Source organism: Pseudomonas sp. MWU318, from assembly GCF_016756945.1.
GTDB lineage: Bacteria > Pseudomonadota > Gammaproteobacteria > Pseudomonadales > Pseudomonadaceae > Aquipseudomonas > Aquipseudomonas putida_A.
Genome location: NZ_JAESJL010000013.1, coordinates 37,193 through 62,079, shown reverse-complemented (window position 1 = coordinate 62,079; position 24,887 = coordinate 37,193). Strand labels below are relative to the sequence as shown.

Genomic DNA, 24,887 nt, shown 5'->3' with positions numbered 1-24,887 from the left:
TCTTACCGGGCCGAAGCGAGTTGAGTGAAGGCGGTGCCGAGCCACTGCTGCACGCCATGCATCGTGGCGGCGGAAGTGTCGAGGAACGGTTGCGGGTAGACGCCGAGGTAAATCAGCAGCACCGCAAGGCCCAGCACCATGGTCAGTTCGCGACCGTCCATGCCGTGCAGGATCGAATCCGATTTCGACGGACCGAAGTAGGCACGGTGGATCATGATCAGCGAGTAGACCGAACCGAACACCAGACCGGAAGTGGCAATCGCGGTGATCCATGGCGCACTGGCGAACGTACCGATCAGGATCAGGAACTCGCCGACGAAGTTACCGGTACCCGGCAGACCCAGGGAGGCGGCTGCAAAGAACAGACTGATCGCCGGCAGGTACGCGATACGCGACCACAGACCGCCCATTTCACGCATGTCACGGGTGTGCAGACGCTCGTACAGTTGGCCGCTGAGGATAAACAGGGCCGCGGCCGACAGACCGTGCGCCAGCATCTGGATCACTGCACCTTGCAGCGCCAGTTGGCTGCCGGAGTAGATGCCGATCAGCACGAAGCCCATGTGGGAAACGGACGAGAAGGCGATCAGACGCTTGATGTCGGTTTGCGCGAACGCGAGGAACGCGCCGTAGAAGATCCCGATCAGACCGAGGGTCATGGCGACCGGCGCGAACTCGGCCGAAGCATTCGGGAACAGCGGCAGGGCGAAACGCAGCAGACCGTAGGCCGCGGTTTTCAGCAGGATACCGGCGAGGTCGACGGAACCGGCAGTCGGCGCCTGGGCGTGGGCATCAGGCAGCCACGAGTGGAACGGTACAACTGGCAGCTTGACCGCGAAGGCGATGAAGAAGCCGAGCATCAGAATGTACTCGGTGGTCATCGACATCTTGGTCTTCAACAGGTCGGCGTAGTTGAAGGTAATCACGCCAGTGTTGTTGAAGTTGACCAGCACCAGACCGAGGATCGCCACCAGCATGATCAGGCCGGAAGCCTGAGTGAAGATGAAGAACTTGGTCGCCGCGTAGATCCGGGTTTTCTTGCCGTCCGAAGAACTGTGACCCCAGAGCGCGATGAGGAAGTACATCGGCACCAGCATCATTTCCCAGAAGAAGAAGAACATGAACAGGTCGAGGGCGAGGAACACGCCGACAACGCCGCCCAGGATCCACATCAGGTTCAGGTGGAAGAAGCCAACGTGACGTTGAATCTCTTTCCACGAGCAGAGTACCGAGAGGATACCCAGCAGACCGGTCAGCAGGATCATCAACAGCGACAGGCCGTCGAGGGCCAGATGCACGTTGATGCCGAAACGCTGGATCCAGACGTGCTTGAACTCAAGCGCCCAGGTCGGATCGGCGCCAGGCGCCGGAGCAAATGAATAGTCACCGTGGGCCCACAGCCAGAGGCCGAGGGCGAGTTCCAGGGTCATGGTCAACAGCGCAATCCAGCGGGGGAGGGTAGCGCCGAAGCGCTCACCCATCCAGCACAGCAGGCCGCCGATGAAGGGGATCAGGATTAGCCAAGGCAGAATCATGACGGGCTCGTTTCCTTTCGCAAATTCGCAAGGTTCATATCAGACCGCTACCAGCACGATGGCGCCGATTACCAGCACGGCACCAGCAGCCATCGAGGCGGCATACCAACGCAGTTGACCGGTCTCGGTGCGGCTCAGGGCGGTGTGACCGCCTTTGGCCATACGCGGGATCAGACCGATGGTCTGGTCGAGCGGGTCTCTGCGCAGTACATGGCTGATCGCAAGGTACGGCTTGACGAACAGTTTGTCGTAGATCCAGTCGAAGCCCCAGGCAGCGAACCACCAGGCCGAAAGGAAACGGCCGATGCCGCTGTTGGCGATCGCCGTCACGAAGCGACGCTTGCCGAGGAACAGCAGGGCCGCCAGCAGGATACCGGCCAGAGCGATGGCGCCCGAGGCGATTTCCAGACTGTGCTTGGCTTCGCCACCGGCATGGCCAACGCTTTCAGGCAGTACGCCGTGCAGCGGTGGCACGATCATCGCGCCGACGAAAGTCGACAGCACGATCAGTACCGACAGAGGCAGCCAGTGCGAGATGCCGTGGCCGGCGTGGGCTTCGGTCTTGGCTTCACCGTGGAACGTGATGAAGATCAGACGGAAGGTGTACAGCGAAGTCATGAACGCGCCGACCAGACCTGCGTAAAGCAGACCGTGGTTGCCGCTGGCGAACGCTTCCCAAAGGATTTCGTCCTTGGAGTAGAAGCCTGCGGTGACCAGTGGCAGGGCGGCCAGTGCAGCACCACCGACGATGAAGCTGGCGTAGGCCAGTGGCAGCTTTTTCCACAGACCGCCCATCTTGAAGATATTCTGCTCGTGGTGGCAGGCAACGATCACCGCACCGGAAGCAAGGAACAGCAGGGCCTTGAAGAAGGCGTGGGTCATCAGGTGGAAAATCGCGCCATCCCAGGCACCAACGCCCAGCGCCAGGAACATGTAGCCGATCTGGCTCATGGTCGAGTAGGCGAGGATACGTTTGATGTCGGTCTGCACCAGTGCGGCGAAACCTGCGAGAACCAGCGTCACACCACCGACGATGCCGACCAGGTGGAGGATTTCCGGCGCCAGGGTGAACAGACCGTGGGTACGGGCGATCAGGTAGACACCCGCGGTCACCATGGTTGCAGCGTGGATCAGTGCCGAAACCGGGGTAGGGCCGGCCATCGCGTCCGCGAGCCAGGTTTGCAGTGGCAGTTGTGCCGATTTACCGACTGCGCCACCCAGCAGCATCAGAGTCGCCAGGGTGATCCAGAAGTCGCCGACCTGGAATTTCTGCGGTGCCAGCACCAGCAGTTCCTGGATGTTCAGCGTGCCCACTTGCTGGAACAGGATGAACAGGCCGATGGCCATGAACACGTCGCCGATCCGGGTCACGATGAAGGCCTTGAGTGCGGCGTTACCGTTGTTGCGGTTGCTGTAGTAGAAACCGATCAACAGGTACGAGCACAGGCCCACGCCTTCCCAGCCGAAGTACAGGAACAACAGGTTATCGCCGAGTACCAGGAACAGCATGCTGGCGATAAACAGGTTGGTGTACGAGAAGAAGCGCGAGTAACCCGCTTCGCCGCGCATGTACCAGGACGCGAACAGGTGGATCAGGAAACCCACGCCCACCACCACGCCAAGCATGGTGATCGACAGGCCATCGATGTAAAGAGCGAAGTCAGGCTTGAAGCCTTCGACCGCCATCCACTTCCACAGCACCAGGGTGTAGTGGCCGCCCTCGGGAGGCGCGACGTTGAATTGCCAGATGACGTAGGCGGCGACAATCGCCGACAGGCCGATGGAACCCACGCCGATCAGCGCCGAGAGGTTTTCCGACCAGCGTCCACGGGAGAACGACAGCAGCAGGAAACCGATCAGAGGGAATACAAAAGTCAGAAAGATTAGGTTCATCCGCGCATCTCACTGGCAGCGTCGATATCGAGCGTGTGGAAGCGGCGATACAGTTGCAGCAGGATCGCCAGGCCAATACTGGCCTCGGCAGCTGCCAGGCTGATCACCAGGATGAACATGATCTGTCCATCCGGTTGCGCCCAGCGGGCGCCCGCAACGATGAAGGCCAGGGCAGAGGCGTTCATCATCACTTCCAGACTCATCAACACGAACAAAATGTTGCGGCGGACCATCAGGCCGACCAGACCAAGGCAGAACAGGATGCCGGCAACGGCCAGACCATGTTCGAGAGGGATAGCAGGCATGTCTTACTCCTTCGCCTCGTTACGGCCCAAATGGAACGCCGTGACGGCTGCGGCGAGCAGCAGCATCGAGGCGAGTTCGACCACCAGCAGATACGGACCGAACAGGCTGACGCCCACGGCTTTTGCATCGACGGTGGTGTGGCCGATGGCCTGACCGCTCTGGTGAGCGAACAGCACATACAGCAGTTCGGCCAGCAGCAGGGCGGCGAGAATCACCGGCCCCGCCCAGATACCGGGCTTTAGCCAGGTGCGTTCCTGCTGAACCGAGGCGGGACCCAGGTTCAGCATCATCACCACGAACACGAACAGCACCATGATGGCGCCGGCGTAGGCGATCACTTCCAGCACGCCGGCGAACGGTGCGCCGAGTGCGAAGAAGGTCATGGCCACGGCGATCAACGAGATGATCAGGTAGAGCAGGGCGTGCACAGGGTTGGTGTTGGTGACCACACGTAGCGTGGACACCACCGCGATACCCGATGCGAAATAGAAAGCGAATTCCATCGTTCTTCCTTAAGGCAGCAAGCTCTTCACGTTGATCGGTTCGGCTTCGTTCTGCGCAGAGCCTTTCGGCTTGCCAGCGATTGCCATACCTGCAACACGATAGAAGTTGTAATCAGGGTTTTTGCCGGGGCCGGAGATCAAAAGATCTTCTTTCTCGTACACCAGGTCCTGACGTTTGAACTCGGCCATCTCGAAATCCGGGGTCAGCTGGATTGCGGTGGTCGGGCAGGCTTCCTCGCAGAGACCGCAGAAAATGCAGCGCGAGAAGTTGATACGGAAGAAGTCCGGGTACCAGCGACCGTCTTCGGTTTCAGCTTTCTGCAGCGAAATGCAACCTACCGGGCACGCCACGGCGCACAGGTTGCAGGCTACGCAACGCTCTTCGCCATCGGGGTCACGGGTCAGGACGATGCGACCACGGTAGCGTGGTGGCAGGTAGACCGGCTCTTCCGGGTATTGCAGGGTGTCGCGCTTGCGAAAGCCATGGCCGAAGACCATGACCAGGCTGCGCAACTGGGTACCGGTACCCTTAACGATGTCGCCAATATATTTGAACATGGGTCAAATCCTCACTGAACCGCAACCGCAGGTGTGTTCCACAACACAACCGCAGCGGTTATCAGCAAATTGATCAGGGTCAGTGGCAGGCAGAATTTCCAGCTGAAATCCATCACCTGGTCATAACGCGGACGCGGGATGGAAGCGCGCAGCAGGATGAACAGCATGATGAAGAACGCGGTCTTCAGTGCGAACCAGACGAAGGACAGTTGCGGCAGGATGCCGAACGGACCGTGCCAGCCACCGAAGAACAGGGTGACCAGCAGCGCCGAGATCAGGATGATGCCGATGTATTCACCGACGAAGAACATGCCCCATTTCATACCGGCGTATTCAATGTGGTAACCGTCGGCCAGTTCCTGTTCCGCTTCCGGCTGGTCGAACGGGTGACGGTGAGTCACGGCGACGCCAGCGATGAAGAAGGTACAGAAGCCGAAGAACTGCGGAATGATGAACCACAGGTTCTGCGCCTGGTACTCGACGATGTCGCGCATGTTGAACGAGCCGACCTGGACCACGATGCCCATCAGGGCCAGGCCCATGAACACTTCGTAGGACACGGTCTGCGCCGAGGCACGCAAGCTGCCGAGCAGGGCGAACTTGTTGTTGCTCGACCAGCCGGCGAAGAGCACCGCGTAGACCGACAGACCGGCCATGGCGAAGAAGAACAGCAGGCCGATGTTCAGATCCGCCACGCCCCAGGTCGGGGTGATCGGGATGATCGCGAACGCGATCAGCAGGGCGGACATGGCCACCACCGGTGCCAGGGTGAAGATCACCTTGTCGGCAAACGGCGGGGTCCAGTCTTCCTTGAAGAACATCTTCAGCATGTCGGCGGCGATCTGGAACATGCCGAACGGGCCAACGCGGTTCGGACCGTAACGATCCTGCCACCAGCCCAGCAGGCGACGTTCGACAAAGCTGAGCAACGCGCCCGCGACCACAACGGCCAGCAGAATCACGATGGCTTTGATGACCGTCAGGATCACATCGATCACTTCAGGGGTGAACCAGGTCATTGCGCTGCCTCCTGCAGACCGTCGACGGACAGGCCGGCGAATGCCGGTGGAATGCCGGCGATGCCCGCAGGCAAGGCCACCAGACCAGCGCCCAGTTCTTCATTGATGCGCAGCGGCAGACACAGGGTCTGGCCGGCCACGTTCAGGCTCAGCAGAGCACCGTCGTTGACGCCCAGGCGATCCGCTTCGGATTTGGCCAGCGCCACGTACGGAGCCGGGATGCGTTCCTGTACCGGTGCGGCTTTCGACGAGTTTTCGTCGCTGCCGAACAGGTGGTAGAACGGCACGGCCTGCCAGGTGCCCGGCGCCGGGTTGAAGGCGCGCGGAGCAGCAGCGAACCAGCTCAGCGAATCACCGGTGCTTTCGATCAGGCGGGTGCCCGGGTCGCCAGCACGCAGGTGACCACCGACTTCGTCCTGGAACTTGTTCCAGGCTTGCGGCGAGTTCCAGCCCGGCGACCAGGCGAACGGCACCTGCTGACGCGGTTCGGCCGAGCCCGAGTAACCTTCCATGGAGAAGGCGAACGCGGTGTCTTTGTCTTGCGGGGTGCGCGGTTCGTGGACGCTGATGTCGGCGCGCATCGCGGTGCGACCGGAGTAACGCAGCGGCTCACGCGCCAGTTTCAGACCCTTGATGCGGAACGCTGCAGACGGCGCGGCATCGACGATACGCGCCAGTTGCTCGGTGCTCGAAGCCACGGCAGCGGTGACGTGGTCGAGTTGCGTCCAGTCGATCGGCTGATTCAGCAGGGTCGAGCGCAGGGCGTGCAGCCAGCGCCAGCCTTCGTGAACCAGGATGCTCGCATCCATGTATTGCGGATCGAAAACCTGGAAGAAGCGCTGGGCGCGGCCTTCCTGGCTGACCAGCGTACCGTCGCCTTCAGCGAAGCTCGCCGCTGGCAGCACCAGTTGCGCGCGGTCGGTGGTGGCGGTCTTCTGGTGGTCGGCAACGATCACTACTTTCGCAGCGTTCAGCGCGGCGTCGACCTTGGCTTTCGAAGTACGGGTGTACAGATCGTTTTCCAGCACGACGATGGCGTCGGCCTTGCCGTCGATCACGGCTTGCAGCGCCGCGTCGACCGATTCGCCACCGAGCATGGCCAGGCCAAGGCTGTTGGCTTCCGGCACGATCAGGCTGATCGAACCGTTCTTCTCGCGCAGCTTCAGGGCCTTGGCGATGTTCGCCGCCGCTTCGATCAAGGCTTTGGAACCCAGCGAAGTACCGGCGATGATCAGCGGACGTTTGGCCGCGAGCAGGGCGTCGGCAATGCGCTTGGCCAGTTCCAGTGCTTCAGCATCCAGACCTTCAACGGCCGGTGCGCTGGCATCCAGTGCGTGGGCCACAGCGAAGCCGATGCGCGCCAGATCGTCCGGAGCGGCGTGAACGCACTCTTCCGCGATGTCGTCGAGCTTGGTTTCGGCCAGGCTGGCGATGAACAGCGGGTTCAGTTCGTGCTGACCGATGTTCTTCACCGCGGCATCGAGCCACGGCTGAACGCGCATGGCTTCGGCCATGTCTTCAGCTTTGCCCTTGACCGACTGACGCAGGGACAGCGCCATACGGGCGGCGGTCTGGGTCAGGTCTTCACCGAGGACGAACACGGCGTCGTGGTCTTCGATGTCGCGCATGTTCGGCACGGGCAGCGGGCTGTCTTTGAGCACTTGCAGGACAAGACGAATGCGCTCCAGCTCGGAGGCTTCGATACCGGAGTAGAAGTGCTCGGCGCCGACCAGTTCACGCAGCGCGTAGTTGCTTTCGAGGCTGGCACGCGGCGAACCGATACCGACGATGTTGCGCCCGCGCAGCAGATCAGCGGCTTTATCCAGCGCAGCGTCGACGCTCAGTTTGGTGCCGTCGGCCAGCAGCGGCTGACGTGGACGGTCGGTGCGGTTGACGTAGCCATAACCGAAACGGCCGCGGTCGCACAGGAAGTACTGGTTCACCGAACCGTTGAAACGGTTTTCGATGCGACGCAGTTCGCCGTAACGCTCGCCCGGGGAGATGTTGCAACCGCTGGAGCAGCCATGGCAGATGCTCGGCGAGAACTGCATGTCCCACTTGCGGTTGTAGCGCTCGGAGTGAGTCTTGTCGGTGAACACACCGGTCGGGCAGACCTCGGTGAGGTTGCCGGAGAACTCGCTTTCGAGGGTGCCGTCTTCAACGCGACCGAAGTACACGTTGTCGTGGGCGCCGAACACACCGAGGTCGGTGCCGCCGGCGTAGTCCTTGTAGAAACGCACGCAGCGATAGCAGGCTATGCAGCGGTTCATTTCGTGGGAAATGAACGGGCCCAGTTGCTGGTTCTGGTGGGTGCGCTTGGTGAAGCGATAACGGCGCTCGTTGTGGCCGGTCATCACGGTCATGTCTTGCAGGTGGCAGTGACCGCCTTCTTCGCACACAGGGCAGTCGTGCGGGTGGTTGGTCATCAGCCATTCGACAACACTGGCGCGGAACGCCTTGGATTCTTCATCGTCGATGGAGATCCAGGTGTTGTCGGTGGCAGGCGTCATGCAGGACATGACGATGCGACCACGGGTGTCGTTCTCGTCGGTGTACTGCTTGACCGCACACTGGCGGCAGGCCCCGACGCTACCAAGCGCGGGGTGCCAGCAGAAATAAGGGATGTCGAGGCCCAGCGACAGACATGCCTGTAACAGGTTGTCTGCCCCGTCGACTTCGAGCGCTTTGCCGTCTACGTGGATAGTGGCCATGGTTCAAAGGTCTTCGTTGGCCCGGTGTCAGCGGGCGTGGCTAATGGAATCTTGTTATCCGTCCGAATCCATTCAGCCCCGAAAGGCGTCATCGGACGAAAGGCGAAGGGCACGGACCCTTCGCCTTTTTAAGCGTTTACGCGCCGATTACGATCGGCCTTGCCAGAGGCGGGACGGCGGCGCTTGCAGGCGCGATACCGGCTTCGAACTCTGGACGGAAGTATTTGATGGCACTGCCCAGCGGCTCCACGGCACCCGGTGCGTGAGCACAGAAGGTCTTGCCTGGGCCGAGGAAGCCGACCAGACCCAGCAGGGTCTCGATGTCGCCTGGCTGACCGCGGCCTTCTTCGATGGCCATCAAGAGCTTGACGCTCCATGGCAGGCCATCACGGCACGGGGTGCAGAAACCGCAGGATTCGCGAGCGAAGAACTGCTCCATGTTGCGCAGCAGGGAAACCATGTTGACGCTGTCGTCCACTGCCATGGCCAGGCCGGTACCCATCCGGGTGCCCACTTTGGCGATGCCGCCGGCGTACATCTGTGCGTCGAGGTGTTCCGGCAACAGGAAACCGGTACCGGCGCCACCTGGCTGCCAGGCCTTGAGCTTGTAACCGTCGCGCATGCCGCCGGCGTAGTCTTCGAACAGTTCGCGAGCGGTGACGCCGAATGGCAGCTCCCACAGACCTGGATTCTTGACCTTGCCGGAGAAGCCCATGAGCTTGGTGCCCATGTCTTCGCTGCCTTCGCGGGCCAACGATTTGTACCAGTCAACGCCGTCGGCAATGATCGCCGGCACGTTGCACAGGGTTTCCACGTTGTTCACGCAGGTCGGCTTGCCCCACACGCCGACGGCGGCAGGGAAGGGCGGCTTGGAGCGCGGGTTGGCGCGGCGGCCTTCGAGGGAGTTGATCAGTGCGGTTTCTTCACCGCAGATGTAACGCCCGGCGCCGGTGTGGACGAACAGTTCGAAGTCGAAACCGCTGCCCAGAATGTTCTTGCCCAGCAGGCCTGCAGCCTTGGCTTCTTCCACGGCACGATTCAAGTGCTTGGCGGCGGTGGTGTACTCGCCACGCAGGAAGATGTAGCCACGGTAGGTTTTCAGTGCGCGGGCACTGATCAGCATGCCTTCGATCAGCAGATGGGGCAGTTGCTCCATCAGCATGCGGTCTTTCCAGGTGTTCGGCTCCATCTCGTCCGCGTTGCACAGCAGGTAGCGGATGTTGATGGATTCGTCCTTGGGCATCAGGCCCCACTTCACGCCAGTGGGGAAGCCTGCACCGCCGCGGCCTTTGAGGCCGGCGTCTTTCACGGTCTGGACGATGTCGTCCTGAGCCATGTCGGCGAAGGCCTTGCGCGCAGCAGCGTAACCGTTCTTGGCCTGGTATTCGTCGAGCCACACGGCTTCGCCGTCGTCACGCAGACGCCAGGTCAGCGGGTGAGTCTCGGCCGAACGCTTGATGCGGTTGGCGGGACCGAAAGATGTCAGGGTCATACGTAGCCCTCGAGCAGTTTGGCCACGCCGGCAGGCTGCACGTCGCCAAAGGTGTCGTCGTCGATCATCAGCGCCGGTGCCTTGTCGCAGTTGCCGAGGCAGCAGACAGGCAGCAGGGTGAAACGACCGTCGGCGGTGGTCTGACCCAGGCCGATGCCCAGATTGTTCTGGATTTCGCTGACCACCGACTCGTGGCCGCCGATGTAGCAGACCATGCTGTCGCAGACGCGAATGATGTGGCGGCCGACCGGCTGACGGAAGATCTGGCTGTAGAACGTCGCCACGCCTTCAACGTCGCTGGCCGGGATGCCGAGGATCTCGCCGATCGCGTACAGGGCGCCATCCGGCACCCAGCCGCGCTCTTTCTGAACGATCTTCAGGGCTTCGATCGACGCCGCGCGCGGGTCTTCGTAGTGATGCAGCTCGTGCTCGATGGCCGAGCGCTCGGTTTCACTCAAGGTGAAACGGTCTGTCTGGATAAGCGTGCTGTTCATGCTTAGCGGTCCACGTCGGCCATAACGAAGTCGATACTACCCAGGTACGCAATCAAGTCCGCGACCATGCTGCCTTTGATCACCGAAGGGATCTGTTGCAGGTGCGGGAAGCTCGGAGTACGGATCCGGGTACGGTAGCTCATGGTGCCGCCGTCGCTCGTCAGGTAATAACTGTTGATGCCCTTGGTCGCTTCGATCATCTGGAAGGATTCGTTGGCCGGCATGACCGGACCCCACGAAACTTGCAGGAAGTGCGTGATCAGGGTTTCGATGTGCTGCAGCGTGCGCTCTTTCGGCGGCGGCGTGGTCAGCGGGTGGTCCGCCTTGTACGGGCCTTCCGGCATGTTGCGCATGCACTGGTCGATGATCTTGATGCTCTGGCGCATCTCTTCGACGCGGACCATGCAGCGATCGTAGGCATCGCCGTTGGCGGCCAGCGGTACTTCGAATTCGAAGTTCTCGTAGCCGGAGTATGGACGCGCTTTACGCAGGTCGAAGTCGCAACCGGTCGAACGCAGGCCGGCACCGGTGACGCCCCATTCCAGGGCTTCTTTGGTGTTGTACTGGGCGACGCCGATGGTCCGGCCTTTGAGGATGCTGTTCTGCAGGGCAGCCTTGGTGTACTCGTCGAGGCGCTTTGGCAGCCACTCAACGAAGTCTTTCACCAGTTTGTCCCAGCCGCGCGGCAGGTCGTGGGCGACGCCACCGATGCGGTACCAGGCCGGGTGCAGACGGAAACCGGTAATGGCTTCGATCACCGTGTACGCCTTCTGGCGGTCGGTGAAGGTGAAGAACACCGGGGTCATGGCGCCAACGTCCTGGATGTAGGTACCCAGGAACAGCAGGTGGCTGGTGATCCGGAAGAACTCGGCCATCATGATGCGGATGACGTCGACCTTCTCCGGGACCTTGATGCCGGCCAGCTTCTCGACCGAGAGCACGTACGGCAGGTTGTTCATCACGCCGCCGAGGTAGTCGATACGGTCGGTGTACGGAATGAAACTGTGCCAGGACTGACGCTCGGCCATCTTCTCGGCACCACGGTGGTGGTAACCGATGTCCGGTACGCAGTCGACGATCTCTTCGCCATCGAGTTGCAGAATGATGCGGAACGCACCGTGCGCCGAAGGGTGGTTCGGGCCCAGGTTGAGGAACATGTAGTCCTCGTTGGCCCCGGAACGCTTCATGCCCCAGTCTTCAGGACGGAAGCGCGCGGCTTCTTCCTCAAGCTGTTGCTTGGCGAGGTTGAGGCTGAACGGATCGAATTCGGTGGCGCGCGCCGGGAAGTCCTTGCGCAGCGGGTGACCTTCCCAGGTCGGCGGCATCATGATGCGCGACAGGTGCGGGTGGCCTTTGAAGTCGATGCCGTACATGTCCCAGACTTCACGCTCGTACCAGTTGGCGTTCGGCCAGATGCTGGTGACGGTCGGCAAGCTCAGGTCGCTTTCGGACAAGGCGACTTTGATCATCACGTCACTATTACGCTCAAGCGACATGAGGTGATAGAACACGGTGAAGTCGGCGCCCGATGGCAGCCCTTGACGCTTGGTGCGCAGACGCTCGTCCACGCCGTGCAGGTCATAGAGCATGACGTACGGCTTGGGCAGGTTGCGCAGGAAGGTCAGGACTTCGACGAGTCTGGCGCGCGCCACCCACAGCACCGGCATGCCGGTGCGGGTCGACTGAGCGGTGAACGCTTCGGCGCCAAAACGGTTGTTCAATTCGACGACCACATCCTGGTCGTCTGCCTTATAAGGCGGGATGTACAGAGCGCTGCCTGTAGTCATGGTTATTTTTTCGCTTTCGGTCAACGTAAAGAATGAAGCCAGCTTCTCGTTTCTTTGAAACAGACTGGATCAGACTTCGTCAGGGCTGCGCAGATTGGTGACTGCGATTCGCTGTTCGCGGCGCTGTTCCTTTTGCGAAGGCATGTCGGCGCGATAAACGCCTTGGTCGCCAACGACCCAGGAAAGCGGACGACGCTCCTGTCCAATCGATTCCTGCAACAGCATCAAGCCTTGAAGGAATGCTTCTGGACGAGGCGGGCAGCCAGGTACGTAGACGTCCACGGGCAGGAACTTGTCCACCCCTTGAACCACGGAGTAGATGTCGTACATGCCACCGGAGTTGGCGCACGAACCCATGGAGATAACCCACTTAGGCTCGAGCATCTGCTCGTAGAGACGCTGAATGATCGGCGCCATCTTGATGAAGCAGGTACCGGCGATAACCATGAAGTCGGCCTGACGCGGTGATGCCCGGATAACTTCGGCGCCAAAGCGCGCGATGTCGTGGGGCGCCGTGAAGGCGGTGGTCATTTCCACGTAGCAGCACGAAAGGCCGAAGTTGTACGGCCACAGGGAGTTTTTACGCCCCCAGTTGACCGCGCCACTCAGCACGTCTTCGAGCTTGCCCATGAAAATGTTTTTGTGGACTTGATCCTCTAACGGATCGGAAACGGTTTCCCGTTCGCCGATCGGATACTGCTCGTTAGGAGCATCGGGGTCGATTCTGGTGAGATTGTATTGCATTGCCAAAGCCTCATTGTTTCAGCTTCGCCTGCCGCTTGCGACGAGCTTCCGGAGCCCAGTCAAGGGCGCCCACTCGGAACAGGTAGACAAGACCTGCCAACAGAATTGCTATGAAAACGAGAGCTTCGACGAATCCGGTCCAGCCGCTTTCGCGGACGGACACAGACCATGCAAAGAGAAAGAGGGCTTCGATATCGAAGATCACGAACAGCATCGCGACCAGATAGAATTTGGCTGAGAGCCGCAAGCGGGCGCCACCTGTAGGTAGCATGCCGGACTCGAACGGTTCGTTTTTGCTGCGGCCCCAGGCTTTTGACCCGAGGAGGCTGGAGACTCCAAGCATGAAGGCACACAGGCCGACGACACCCAGAAGGAAAATGGCAAAGCCCCAGTTGTGGGCCATGAGTCCTGTCGCTTCGGGCATGCTGGTAATCCTTAACAGAGAGCAAAGGTCTCTGAGCTTGATAAAGAAATAGGCAGTGACGATATGTCGCAGCAATCAATCGCGCTGATTTTATGGCTAAACACCCGGCAAGTAAAATTCCTATAGCGAAATTATTTATTGGAATAAGGACATAGCGCACCTCCAATGCCCTGTAGCCCGTGCGTGGCGGGCATTAGCCGGGTTTCGGCGAATTATGTTTTGTAGGAAATGTAACGAACATAGTTGCTGCTAAATGATAATTGATATCGTTTGGAGTGGTTTTGTAACTGTTTGGTGGTGCAGTAATCAGGAAGTTGTCTTATATGCCCGTTACTGCAAGTAGCGGTGGCGAGCGTTTTACCGGTTTTTTGTGATGCGGGTACTGGTCTGGATCAATGTTTTGGCTCGTAGCTTCCCACCGATCCTGCAGGAGCTGCCGAAGGCTGCGATCTTTTGATTTTGCTTTTCTAAAAACAAGATCAAAAGATCGCAGCCTTCGGCAGCTCCTACAGGGTGGACGGGGGAATTCTGCGGGCAAAAAAACGCCCCGAACCAGTCGGGGCGTCAGTCTTGCGGCTTTGCGGTTAGCTCTCTATACGATCCGCAAAGGCCGTTGCTCAGCGAAGCCGAATCAGTGGAACTGTTCTTCTTCGGTCGAACCGGTCAGCGCGGTCACCGAGGACGAGCCACCCTGAATCACGGTGGTCATGTCGTCGAAGTAGCCGGTGCCCACTTCCTGCTGGTGAGCCACGAAGGTGTAACCCTTGGCGGCGTCAGCGAATTCCTGCTCCTGCAGCTTCACGTAGGCAGTCATGTCGTTGCGGGCGTAGTCGTGCGCCAGGTTGAACATGCTGTGCCACATGTTGTGAATGCCGGCCAGGGTAATGAACTGGTGCTTGTAACCCATGGCGGACAGTTCGCGCTGGAACTTGGCGATGGTCGCGTCGTCCAGGTTTTTCTTCCAGTTGAAGGAAGGCGAGCAGTTGTACGACAGCAGTTGGTCCGGGTATTCCTTCTTGATCGCTTCAGCGAAGCGACGGGCTTCTTCCAGATCCGGTTTGGCGGTTTCGCACCAGATCAGGTCGGCGTACGGTGCGTAGGCCAGGCCACGGGCAATCGCTTGATCCAGACCGGCACGTACCTTGTAGAAGCCTTCCTGAGTACGCTCGCCAGTCACGAACGGCTGGTCGTACGGATCGCAGTCCGAAGTCAGCAGGTCAGCTGCGTTGGCGTCGGTACGCGCCAGGATGATGGTCGGCGTGCCGGCAACGTCAGCCGCCAGACGGGCAGCGGTCAGCTTCTGTACGGCTTCCTGAGTAGGAACCAGTACCTTGCCGCCCATGTGGCCGCATTTTTTCACGGAAGCCAGTTGGTCTTCGAAGTGAACGCCGGCGGCGCCTGCTTCGATCATGCTCTTCATCAGCTCGTAAGCGTTCAGTACGCCGCCGAAACCGGCTTCAGCGTCAGCCACGATTGGCGCGAAGTAGTCGATGTAGCCTTCGTCGCCCGGGTTCTTGCCGGCTTTCCACTGGATCTGGTCAGCACGACGGAACGAGTTGTTGATGCGCTTGACCACGGTTGGCACCGAGTCCACCGGGTACAGCGACTGGTCCGGGTACATCGATTCTGCGGAGTTGTTGTCCGCAGCCACCTGCCAGCCCGACAGGTAGATCGCCTGGATACCGGCCTTGACCTGCTGAACAGCCTGGCCGCCGGTCAGGGCGCCCATGCAGTTGACGAAATCTTTCTCTGGGCGGAAGGACGGCTTGGCACCCTGGGTCACCAGGTTCCACAGCTTCTCGGCGCCCATTTTCGCAAAGGTGTGCTCAGGTTGAACCGAGCCACGCAGACGGACGACGTCAGCAGCGGAGTAAGTGCGAGTCACGCCTTTCCAGCGCGGGTTTTCAGCCCAGTCTTTTTCAAGGGCTGCAATTTGCTGTTCGCGTGTCAGTGCCATGGAGATAAACCTCGTCGCGTCTTTATGAAAAGTTGTTCTGCGGTGGAAAATTCCTGCGCTCGCTGACCAGAAGCTTAGGTGGTCAAGTCGGATTTGGCGGGGGAGGCGACGGGATGAACGATGGGCTCGAGGGGAAGTGAGCAGGTAGTGGCGGACTGCGGGCGCATTCGGGCGTCGTGGGCCTTCATACGAGCTACAGCGTGAAGCCGGGTTACCTAATTACGCTTCCGTCCCTCGGGACAACTTCGTTCCAGTCGGCAACCTCGTCAAACACACCTTGTGGGCGGTACAGACACGAAGCGGTTCGCGGGGTAGGTGCGAACGTCGCTTCGAAGGCCCTTGCCAGGGCCTCTGATTAGCGGGAGCGAGGCCATCATGCCTTCGCTTTTTTGGCTCGTCAAACGTTTTGTAGTGCTTTTTTTCAAGCACTACATCTTTCGTCTAATACGACTAATCAGTCAGTTTTCGGTGCTTTAGTCCAGGGCGTCGACTTTCACCCGTAAAGTCATGTCATCTCGGCCTTGAGTCGAGTAGCTGCGGCTCTGGCTCTGTTTGTCGGCCTGGGTTTCACGGTTTACGCCGGCAAGGGTGATCCATTCACCGAGGCGTCCGCTGACTGTTGTGTCGGTACTTTGCACGTTCACTACATCGGGACGTTCCTGGCTCATGCGGTCACGGTTGGTACTGATTGCCAGATGAACGATGTCGCCGGTGACGCTCGCCGTCACGTAGAAGCCTTGGGTGACGTTGCGGTATTGGGTCTGGCTACTGTAATCGCCGTAGGAGTTGCTCTGGCTGCTGGTGATCGGCACGCTCTGGCCGACCTGGATCAGCGCCGGCGCGCCCTCGCTGGCCTGAATCTGCTGGATGCCGCCGTCACGGCTGGCGGTGCTGTAGTTGATGATCCGGGTCTGTTGGTCGCCAGTGTTCTGCTGGTTGTTTTCGTTGGTGTCGACCGTGATCAGCAGGCGCTTGGGCGCAGTATCGAGCTGGGTGAGCAGTGCTTTGACTTCCTGAATCTTGTCCGGCTCAGCCTTGATGATCAGTTGATTGCCATAAGCGCTGACCTGGCCATCCTTGCCGATGAAGTCTTGCGCCATCGGCAGCATGTCGGTGCTGGTGCGGTACTTGAGAGGTACGATTTCTGTGGCTGCCATCACCGACAGGCTGCAGCCGAGCAGCAGGGTGGTGAGCAGGGTGCGTAGGGACATGTCCGTTATCTCCGCTTTCGAAAGGCTTGATATTGCCAGTTTGTCGGCCCGGGGTGGGGCAAGTTGAATCGTAGACAGCAAAACGCCCCGGCATCCGAAAATGGCGGGGCGTTTTGAGAGGGTGCTCAAGAGCCTTTGTAGTGAGGGGATTTATCCCCGATGGGGCGCGGAGCGGCCCCAAAAAACCTTGGGCCTGCTTCGCAGTCCATCGGGGATAAATCCCCTCACCACAGGATCTCCAAAGATCACAAGATTTCTGCCGCTCAGGCCGAATGCCGAACCATATCGACGTGCGGAATCCCCGCTTCGAGGAATTCCTCGCTGACCAGGCTGAAGCCCAGGCGCTCATAGAACGCCGTGGCCTGTACCTGGGCGCTGAGCATCTGCTGCTGCAGGCCGCGGGCTTCGGCTTCGGCGATGACCGCTTGCATCAGCGCGTCGCCCACCTTCATCCCGCGCCAGTCCTTCAGTACCGACACCCGGCCAATGTGCCCGTCGGGCAACAGGCGGGCGGTACCGATCGGAAAGTCGCCTTCGAACGCCAGAAAATGCACGGCGGTCGCGTCATCGGCGTCCCATTCCAGCTCGGGTGGCACCGATTGTTCGGCGATGAACACCGTTTCACGAATGCGCCGGATCTCGGCGTTGTCCTTTTGCCAGTCTGCGACACGTACGCGAATCTTATTCATCGGCAAATCCCAGGCTGCCCTGTTTGACCAGTTCGCACAGCAGGCCGCGACCGTCTTCGTCGTTCAGCCACTCGCCGAGGTTGTCGACATGCAGCGCATCGGCGGCGCAGATCATCTTCAGCAGCTCGCGCAGCTTGCCCGGCAGGTAACGGCTCTGGCCGCTGGCGAACAGCAGCAGGTCGTCATCGACTTCCGACCAGGCCAGGCGCGCACTCGGGTTGCGGATCAGCACGGCGCCGTCTTGCAGGGCGTTGAGGAGGTCGTCTTCTTCAACGTCTTCCGGGCCGACCACCAGTTCCGGGTAGCGCGGCTCGGTCATGTACTGGCCGAACCAGGTCAGCAGCAGGCGCTCGTCGCTCATGTGCTCGGCGAGCAGGCTTTTCAGGCGGCCGAGTGCGTCGTGCTGGATCTGATGTGGATCATCGCTGACCGGTTTCGCATCGGCGTCGGTGTAGCGTTCTTCGTCAGTCAGGAACTGGCTGAGGAAGTCGGTGAAGTGGGTCAGTACTTCCGAGGCGCTCGGGGCGCGGAAGCCAACCGAGTAGGTCATGCAGTTGTCCACGGCGACACCGCAGTGGGCCAGGCGCGGTGGCAGGTAAAGCATGTCGCCCGGTTCCAGCACCCATTCTTCGGTCTCGTGGAATTCGGCGAGGATGCGCAGATCCGCGTGTTGCAGCAGCGGGCTTTCGGAGTCGCACATCTGGCCGATCTTCCAGTTGCGCTGGCCGTGGCCTTGCAGCAGGAACACGTCGTAGTTGTCGAAGTGCGGACCGACGCTGCCACCCGGGGCGGCGAAGCTGATCATCACGTCGTCGACGCGCCAGCTCGGCAGGAAGCGGAAGTTTTCCAGCAGCTCGCTGACTTCCGGGACGAATTGGTCAACGGCCTGAACGAGCAAGGTCCACTCTTTTTCCGGCAGCTTGCTGAATTCGTCTTCGGCGAACGGGCCGCGACGCAGCTCCCACGGACGCTCGCCGTGCTCGATCACCAGGCGCGACTCGACCTCTTCTTCCAGGGCCAGGCCGGCCAGTTCGTCGGCGTCGATCGGGCTTTCGAAGTCAGGGATGGCCTGACGGATCAGCAGCGGCTTCTTCTGCCAGTAATCGCGCATGAATTCGCGCGCCGTGAGACCGCCCAGGAGTTGAAGAGGAGTATCAGGATTCATGTGTAACCTATTGAAAAAAAGCATTTTTCAGACGGGAATAAAAACGCCCGGCGCGGCCGGGCGTCTCAAACGGGTCAAGCGGTGAATCAGATGCGTTTGGCTTGCGCCACAGCGTTGCCGATGTAGTTGGCCGGGGTCAGCTGTTTCAGCTCGGCTTTCGCTTCGGCTGGCATGTCCAGGCCGTCGATGAAAGTCTGCAGCGCTTGCGGGCTGATGCCCTTGCCGCGGGTCAGTTCTTTCAGCTTCTCGTACGGGTTTTCGATGTTATAGCGGCGCATCACGGTCTGGATCGGCTCGGCCAATACTTCCCAGCAAGCGTCCAGATCGGCAGCAATCTTGTCGGCGTTGAGCTCGAGTTTGCTGATGCCTTTGAGGCTGGCTTCGTAGGCGATCACGCTGTGAGCGAAGCCCACACCGAGGTTGCGCAGTACGGTGGAGTCGGTCAGGTCGCGCTGCCAGCGGGAGATCGGCAGCTTGCTCGCCAGGTGCTGGAACAGTGCGTTGGCGATGCCTAGGTTGCCTTCGGAGTTTTCGAAGTCGATCGGGTTGACCTTGTGCGGCATGGTCGACGAACCGATTTCGCCGGCGATGGTGCGCTGCTTGAAATAACCCAGGGAAATGTAGCCCCAGATGTCACGGTCGAAGTCGATCAGGATGGTGTTGAAGCGCGCAATCGCGTCGAACAGCTCGGCGATGTAGTCGTGCGGTTCGATCTGCGTGGTGTACGGGTTGAAACCCAGGCCCAGTTCGTCTTCGATGAAGGCGCGGGCGTTGGCTTCCCAGTCGATCTGCGGGTAGGCCGACAGGTGCGCGTTGTAGTTGCCTACGGCGCCGTTGATCTTGCCCAGCAGCGGCACGGCAGCGACTTGAGCGATCTGACGCTCGAGACGGTAAACCACGTTCGCCAGCTCTTTACCCAGAGTAGTCGGGGAGGCCGGTTGGCCGTGGGTGCGCGACAGCATCGGCACGTCGGCGAAACGGATCGCCAGTTCACGGATCGCGTTGGCAGTCTGGCGCATCAGCGGCAGCATCACGTCGTCACGGCCTTCGCGCAGCATCAGGGCGTGGGACAGGTTGTTGATGTCTTCACTGGTGCAGGCAAAGTGGATGAACTCGCTGACCTTGGCCAGCTCCGGCAGCTTGGCCGCCTGCTCCTTGAGCAGGTATTCGATCGCCTTGACGTCGTGGTTGGTGGTGCGCTCGATCTCTTTGACGCGCTCGGCGTGCTCCAGCGAGAAGTTTTCCGCCAGTTCATTGAGAACGGCGTTGGCCTCGGCGGAGAAGGCGGGCACTTCCGGGATACCGGCGTGGGCGGCCAGGCGCTGGAGCCAGCGCACTTCAACCAGGACGCGGGCACGGATCAGGCCGTACTCGCTGAAAATCGGGCGCAGGGCCTGGGTTTTGCCGGCGTAGCGGCCGTCAACAGGGGAAACCGCAGTGAGCGAAGAGAGCTGCATGGGGTGTTCTCGGACAGTCGGGCAACGAAATGGGGCGCGTATCATACATGAAAAAATCCGCCGGTCCGTTGCCAACTGACCGGCGTATTACGCGCTACAGACTACAAAACTTTTATTGCGCGACGATTTACTCGCTGCGCATCAACGGATACAGCTCTTTGAGCAGCTTGCGCCGGCTGATCACCAACTGCCAGCGGTGCCCGCCGAGCTGTCGCCACAGGCGTGCCGAACGGATGCCGGCCAGCAGCAGGGCGCGGATCTTCGAAGCGTTGCTCGGTTGCTGCAGGTTGCGCATGTCGCCATGCACCTGAATGCGCTGGCGCAGGGTGCTCAGGGTGTCCTGATACAGCGCACCGCAGGCGGCGATCACGTTTTCGTGAGCCGGGCCGAAGTGTTCGACCTGCGACTGGATCTGCGGCAGGCGCTTGCCAATGGTGTCGAGCATGTCGTCACGTTTGGCCAATTGGCGTTCCAGGCCGAGCATCGACAGGGCATAGCGCAGCGGTTCGCGTTGCAGGGTGCTCGGGTCGCGCTCGAGGGCGCCGATCAATGCCCGATAACCCTCGCGCAGATTGAGGTCGTCGCCGCCGTACACATCCAGTGTGTCCTTCGGGTCGCGTACCAGCAGGCTGCCGAGCATGCAGCTCAGGCCGGCCTCACTGGTCTGGCCGGTCTTGGCGATGCGGTCGACCAGCACCGCGGCGAGAAACACCCCGCCCAGCGCCGTCAGTTGCTCCTGAGTCGGGGTCATGCCTGGCCGCTCCACGGCTCGGCAACTTCGATCACGCCGCCACCGAGGCAGATTTCACCGTCGTAGAACACCACGGACTGGCCCGGGGTCACCGCGCGTTGCGGTTCATCGAACATGGCGCGGTAGCCGTTTTCGGTTTTTTCCAGGGTGCAGGCCTGATCGCTCTGGCGATAACGCACTTTGGCGGTGAGGCGCAGCGGCTGGCTCAGGTCGATCGGATTGACCCAATAGATTTCCGAAGCGAGCAGGGCGCTGGAGAACAGCCACGGATGGTTGTTGCCCTGGCCGACGATCAGCTCGTTGGTGTCCAGATCCTTGCGCAGCACATACCACGGCTCGTCGCCGGCATCTTTCAGGCCGCCAATGCCCAGGCCCTGACGCTGGCCGATGGTGTGGTACATCAAGCCGTGGTGACGGCCGATGACTTCGCCTTCGGTGGTTTTGATCTCGCCCGGTTGCGCCGGCAGGTATTGCTTGAGGAAGTCGCTGAAACGTCGCTCGCCGATGAAGCAGATCCCGGTGGAATCCTTCTTCTTGGCGGTCGCCAGCTCGTATTTCTCGGCAATGGCGCGAACTTCGGGCTTTTCCAGTTCGCCGACCGGGAACAGGGTCTTGGCGATCTGTTCGCCGCCGACAGCGTGCAGGAAATAGCTCTGGTCCTTGTTCGGATCGAGGCCCTTGAGCAGTTCGGTACGACCATCGATGTCGCGACGGCGCACATAGTGGCCGGTGGCGATCAGGTCGGCGCCAAGCATCATGGCGTAGTCGAGGAACGCCTTGAACTTGATCTCGCGGTTGCACAGGATGTCCGGGTTCGGCGTGCGACCGGCCTTGTATTCGGCGAGGAAGTGCTCGAACACGTTGTCCCAGTACTCGGCGGCGAAGTTGGCGGTGTGCAGCTTGATGCCGATCTTGTCGCACACGGCCTGGGCATCCGCCAGGTCGTCCATGGCGGTGCAGTATTCCGTTCCGTCGTCTTCTTCCCAGTTCTTCATGAACAGGCCTTCCACCTCGTAACCCTGCTCGATCAGCAGGAGAGCGGAAACGGAAGAGTCCACGCCGCCGGACATGCCGACAATGACGCGCTTCTTGGATGTGTCAGAAGGGGCTGGATCACGCATAGGGATTCAATGAGTGTCTTGAAAAAGGACGCGATTCTATCAGGCTCACGGCCTCAAGGCTAAAGAGAAGGGCGGATCAGTTCGAGACTGAAGTGATGGCCGGCCAGATAGTCGTCGATGCAGCGGATAATCAGCTCGCTGCGCCAGTTGTCGCGCTGAGCGATTAATTCGCTACGGGTCAACCACTTGGCGCCGACGATGCCGTCGTCCAGTTGATAGTCGGGGTGGTGTTTCACCGCTTTGGCGCTGAAGCATACGCGCTGGTAAGTCACACCGTTGCTCGGCGCGGTGTACAGGTAAATGCCGATCACGCCGGTGGGTTCGACGTCCCAGCCGGTTTCTTCGAGGGTTTCGCGGATGGCGGCGTCGATCAGGGTTTCGTCCGGATCCAGATGGCCGGCGGGCTGGTTGAGCACGTTACGCCCGGCCTTGTGCTCTTCGACCATCAGGAAACGGCCGTTGTCTTCGACGATGGTGGCGACGGTGATGTGGGGGAGCCATTCCATAGGGTTTCCTCTGTAAAGTCTTCGGTGTATCGAAGATCAAAAGATCGCAGCCTTCGGCAGCTCCTACAAGGATCGGTGTAGGAGCTGCCGAAGGCTGCGATCTTTTGATCTTTGCCTGAAAACACAAACCCCGGCACACGGCCGGGGTTTGTGATGTTCCCTTTACAACCTTAAACCAGCGCAGCAATCGCCGCGTTGAAGGTTGCGCTTGGGCGCATGGCCTTGCTGATCAGTTCGGCGTCGGCGTGGTAGTAACCGCCGATGTCCACTGGTTTGCCCTGCACGGCGTTGAGCTCGGCAACGATGGTCGCCTCGTTCTCGGTCAGGGTTTTGGCCAGGGTCGCGAACTGCGCTTGCAGTGCAGCGTCTTCGGTCTGGGCGGCCAGGGCCTGAGCCCAGTACAGCGCCAGGTAGAAGTGGCTGCCGCGGTTGTCGATGTTGCCGACTTTGCGCGATGGCGACTTGTTGTTGTCGAGGAACTGACCGGTGGCCTGATCCAGGGTTTTCGACAGAACCAGCGCTTTCGGGTTGTTGTAGTTCACACCCAAATGCTCGAGGGACGCTGCCAGCGCCAGGAATTCGCCCAGCGAATCCCAACGCAGGAAGTTCTCTTCGACCAGTTGCTGCACGTGTTTCGGCGCCGAACCGCCGGCACCGGTTTCGAACAGACCACCGCCGTTCATCAGCGGCACGATCGACAGCATCTTGGCGCTGGTGCCCAGTTCCATGATCGGGAACAGGTCGGTCAGGTAGTCGCGCAGTACGTTGCCGGTCACCGAGATGGTGTCCTTGCCTTCGCGGGTGCGCTGCAGGGTGTACTTCATGGCATCGACCGGCGCCATGATCTGGATGTCCAGACCGCTGGTGTCGTGATCCTTCAGGTAAGCCTGAACCTTCTCGATCACTACACCGTCGTGGGCGCGCATCGGGTCCAGCCAGAAAATGGCCGGAGTGCTGCTGGCGCGAGCACGGTTGACGGCCAGTTTGACCCAGTCCTGGATCGGCGCGTCTTTGGTCTGGCACATGCGGAAGATGTCGCCGGCTTCAACAGCCTGTTCCATCAGCAGCTTGCCCTTGCTGTCGGTAACGCGAACCACGCCGTCAGCCTTGATCTGGAAAGTCTTGTCGTGCGAGCCGTACTCTTCGGCTTTCTTCGCCATCAGGCCAACGTTTGGCACGCTGCCCATGGTGGTCGGATCGAACGCGCCATTGGCTTTGCAATCTTCGATCACAGCCTGGTAGATGGTCGCGTAGCAACGATCCGGAATCACCGCCTTGGTGTCGTGCAGCTGGCCGTCGGTGCCCCACATCTTGCCAGAGTCACGGATCATCGCTGGCATCGAGGCGTCGACGATCACGTCGCTCGGCACGTGCAGGTTGGTGATGCCCTTGTCGGAGTTGACCATCGCCAGCGACGGACGCGCGGCGTAGACCGCTGCGATGTCAGCTTCGATCTGTGCTTGCTGCTCGGCCGGCAGGGCCTTGATGCGCGCGTACAGGTCGCCGATGCCGTTGTTCAGGTTGAAGCCGATCTGGGCCAGCACGTCAGCGTGCTTGGTCAGGGCATCTTTATAGAACTCGGCAACGATCTGGCCGAACATGATCGGGTCGGAGACCTTCATCATGGTCGCTTTCAGGTGAACCGAGAGCAGCACGCCTTGCGCCTTGGCGCTGTCGATTTCAGCGGCGATGAACGCGCGCAGGGCGTTTTTGCTCATCACGGCGCAGTCGAGGATCTCGCCAGCCTGAACGCTGGTTTTTTCTTTCAGGACGGTCGCGGTGCCGTCTTTGGCGATCAGCTCGATTTTCACAGCGTCAGCGGCGTCGATCAGGGCAGCTTTTTCGCTGCCGTAGAAATCGCCGGTGCTCATGTGAGCGACGTGGGACTTGGAGTCTTTGGCCCAGGCACCCATTTTGTGCGGGTGCTTGCGAGCGTAGTTTTTTACCGACAGCGGAGCGCGGCGGTCGGAGTTGCCTTCACGCAGAACCGGGTTCACGGCGCTGCCCTTGACCTTGTCGTAACGCGCCTTGGCTTCTTTTTCGGCGTCGTTGGTCACGGTTTCCGGGTAGTCCGGCAGGTTGTAACCCTGGGCTTGCAGCTCTTTGATCGCCGCTTGCAGCTGAGGCACCGAAGCACTGATGTTCGGCAGCTTGATGATGTTGGCTTCAGGCGTAACGGCCAGGTCGCCCAGTTCGGCGAGGTGGTCGGCTACGGCTTTGTCGCCCAGTTGCTCGGGGAAGCTGGCCAGGATGCGTGCTGCAAGAGAGATATCGCGGGTTTCCACGGCGATATCGGCCGAGGCGGTGTAAGCCTCGATGATCGGCAGCAGGGAATAGGTGGCGAGGGCTGGAGCTTCGTCGGTGAAGGTATAGATGATCTTCGAGCGGGTGGGCATATTCGGATTAACTCTCTCTTCTTTGCTAAAGCGTGCGCAGAAACTCGAGGGGCGCCGGGTAAGCGCGTTCGTTCAAAGTCATCCATGAACCGAATGTCGAGATTCTTCGCGGTGATGTTGGGTGCATCAGTAGAGCGTCAAGCAGTCAGGCTGCGGTAACAACCCGAC

Annotated in this window: 21 protein-coding genes; all 21 read right to left on the bottom strand. The window is 60.4% G+C overall.

Annotation, left to right across the window (positions count from 1 at the left end; all coding sequences use genetic code 11):
- Positions 1-2: 2 nt before the first annotated feature.
- The 21 genes from nuoM to JN524_RS24695 all read right to left on the bottom strand — a co-directional run bounded on the left by nuoM (position 3) and on the right by JN524_RS24695 (position 24,719).
- A complete protein-coding gene (gene nuoM / locus JN524_RS24795; RefSeq protein WP_202371040.1) occupies positions 3-1,535 on the bottom strand; it encodes an NADH-quinone oxidoreductase subunit M in 1,533 nt (510 codons plus the stop codon).
- Between the two features lie 39 nt (positions 1,536-1,574).
- Entirely contained in the window at positions 1,575-3,428 is a 1,854-nt protein-coding gene (gene nuoL, locus JN524_RS24790) for an NADH-quinone oxidoreductase subunit L (RefSeq protein WP_007964862.1), read from the bottom strand.
- Complete coding sequence (nuoK, locus tag JN524_RS24785; RefSeq protein WP_003180046.1) at positions 3,425-3,733, bottom strand: NADH-quinone oxidoreductase subunit NuoK; 309 nt, start codon at positions 3,731-3,733, stop codon at positions 3,425-3,427. Before nuoK ends, nuoL begins: the two co-directional genes overlap by 4 nt.
- 3 nt (positions 3,734-3,736) lie before the next feature.
- A complete protein-coding gene (gene nuoJ, locus JN524_RS24780) occupies positions 3,737-4,237 on the bottom strand; it encodes an NADH-quinone oxidoreductase subunit J (protein ID WP_003223793.1) in 501 nt (166 codons plus the stop codon).
- Between the two features lie 9 nt (positions 4,238-4,246).
- The gene (gene nuoI / locus JN524_RS24775) at positions 4,247-4,795 is read right to left on the bottom strand and encodes an NADH-quinone oxidoreductase subunit NuoI (RefSeq protein WP_003223795.1); all 549 of its coding nucleotides are present in this window, start codon (positions 4,793-4,795) and stop codon (positions 4,247-4,249) included.
- An 11-nt stretch (positions 4,796-4,806) separates the two neighbouring features.
- Positions 4,807-5,814 carry an NADH-quinone oxidoreductase subunit NuoH gene (gene nuoH, locus JN524_RS24770; RefSeq protein ID WP_007964859.1) on the bottom strand — a complete coding sequence of 336 codons (1,008 nt, stop codon included), beginning with the start codon at positions 5,812-5,814 and terminating at the stop codon, positions 4,807-4,809.
- On the bottom strand, positions 5,811-8,525 hold the full coding sequence (gene nuoG, locus JN524_RS24765; protein WP_202371039.1) for an NADH-quinone oxidoreductase subunit NuoG: 2,715 nt from the start codon (positions 8,523-8,525) through the stop codon (positions 5,811-5,813). Before nuoG ends, nuoH begins: the two co-directional genes overlap by 4 nt.
- 136 nt (positions 8,526-8,661) lie before the next feature.
- Positions 8,662-10,017 (bottom strand): NADH-quinone oxidoreductase subunit NuoF, encoded by a 1,356-nt coding sequence (nuoF, locus tag JN524_RS24760; RefSeq protein ID WP_003223802.1) that lies wholly within the window; start codon positions 10,015-10,017, stop codon positions 8,662-8,664.
- Positions 10,014-10,511 carry an NADH-quinone oxidoreductase subunit NuoE gene (nuoE, locus tag JN524_RS24755; RefSeq protein ID WP_003223804.1) on the bottom strand — a complete coding sequence of 166 codons (498 nt, stop codon included), beginning with the start codon at positions 10,509-10,511 and terminating at the stop codon, positions 10,014-10,016. The genes nuoF and nuoE overlap by 4 nt, the downstream gene beginning before the upstream one ends.
- A 2-nt stretch (positions 10,512-10,513) precedes the next feature.
- On the bottom strand, positions 10,514-12,298 hold the full coding sequence (gene nuoC, locus JN524_RS24750) for an NADH-quinone oxidoreductase subunit C/D (RefSeq protein ID WP_027614664.1): 1,785 nt from the start codon (positions 12,296-12,298) through the stop codon (positions 10,514-10,516).
- 69 nt (positions 12,299-12,367) lie between these two features.
- Positions 12,368-13,042, bottom strand: coding sequence for a NuoB/complex I 20 kDa subunit family protein (locus JN524_RS24745; protein ID WP_003223809.1), 675 nt, complete (start codon positions 13,040-13,042; stop codon positions 12,368-12,370).
- A gap of 10 nt (positions 13,043-13,052) precedes the next feature.
- Complete coding sequence (locus tag JN524_RS24740; protein WP_003223812.1) at positions 13,053-13,466, bottom strand: NADH-quinone oxidoreductase subunit A; 414 nt, start codon at positions 13,464-13,466, stop codon at positions 13,053-13,055.
- A 631-nt stretch (positions 13,467-14,097) separates the two neighbouring features.
- A complete protein-coding gene (gene aceA, locus JN524_RS24735; RefSeq protein ID WP_003223815.1) occupies positions 14,098-15,423 on the bottom strand; it encodes an isocitrate lyase in 1,326 nt (441 codons plus the stop codon).
- 473 nt (positions 15,424-15,896) lie between these two features.
- The gene (locus JN524_RS24730) at positions 15,897-16,634 is read right to left on the bottom strand and encodes a secretin N-terminal domain-containing protein (RefSeq protein ID WP_202371038.1); all 738 of its coding nucleotides are present in this window, start codon (positions 16,632-16,634) and stop codon (positions 15,897-15,899) included.
- Between the two features lie 263 nt (positions 16,635-16,897).
- Positions 16,898-17,323: a GNAT family N-acetyltransferase gene (locus JN524_RS24725; RefSeq protein WP_003223818.1), complete on the bottom strand. Its 426-nt coding sequence runs from the start codon at positions 17,321-17,323 to the stop codon at positions 16,898-16,900.
- Positions 17,316-18,488: a ribosomal protein uL16 3-hydroxylase gene (locus JN524_RS24720; protein ID WP_202371037.1), complete on the bottom strand. Its 1,173-nt coding sequence runs from the start codon at positions 18,486-18,488 to the stop codon at positions 17,316-17,318. Before JN524_RS24720 ends, JN524_RS24725 begins: the two co-directional genes overlap by 8 nt.
- Positions 18,489-18,574: 86 nt before the next feature.
- A complete protein-coding gene (gene purB / locus JN524_RS24715) occupies positions 18,575-19,945 on the bottom strand; it encodes an adenylosuccinate lyase (protein WP_098968150.1) in 1,371 nt (456 codons plus the stop codon).
- A 127-nt stretch (positions 19,946-20,072) separates the two neighbouring features.
- A complete protein-coding gene (hflD, locus tag JN524_RS24710) occupies positions 20,073-20,696 on the bottom strand; it encodes a high frequency lysogenization protein HflD (RefSeq protein ID WP_202371036.1) in 624 nt (207 codons plus the stop codon).
- Entirely contained in the window at positions 20,693-21,817 is a 1,125-nt protein-coding gene (gene mnmA, locus JN524_RS24705) for a tRNA 2-thiouridine(34) synthase MnmA (protein WP_202371035.1), read from the bottom strand. Before mnmA ends, hflD begins: the two co-directional genes overlap by 4 nt.
- Before the next feature lie 59 nt (positions 21,818-21,876).
- Positions 21,877-22,323 carry an NUDIX hydrolase gene (locus tag JN524_RS24700; RefSeq protein WP_041073236.1) on the bottom strand — a complete coding sequence of 149 codons (447 nt, stop codon included), beginning with the start codon at positions 22,321-22,323 and terminating at the stop codon, positions 21,877-21,879.
- A gap of 170 nt (positions 22,324-22,493) precedes the next feature.
- Positions 22,494-24,719 carry an NADP-dependent isocitrate dehydrogenase gene (locus JN524_RS24695; RefSeq protein WP_202371034.1) on the bottom strand — a complete coding sequence of 742 codons (2,226 nt, stop codon included), beginning with the start codon at positions 24,717-24,719 and terminating at the stop codon, positions 22,494-22,496.
- Positions 24,720-24,887: the final 168 nt, after the last annotated feature.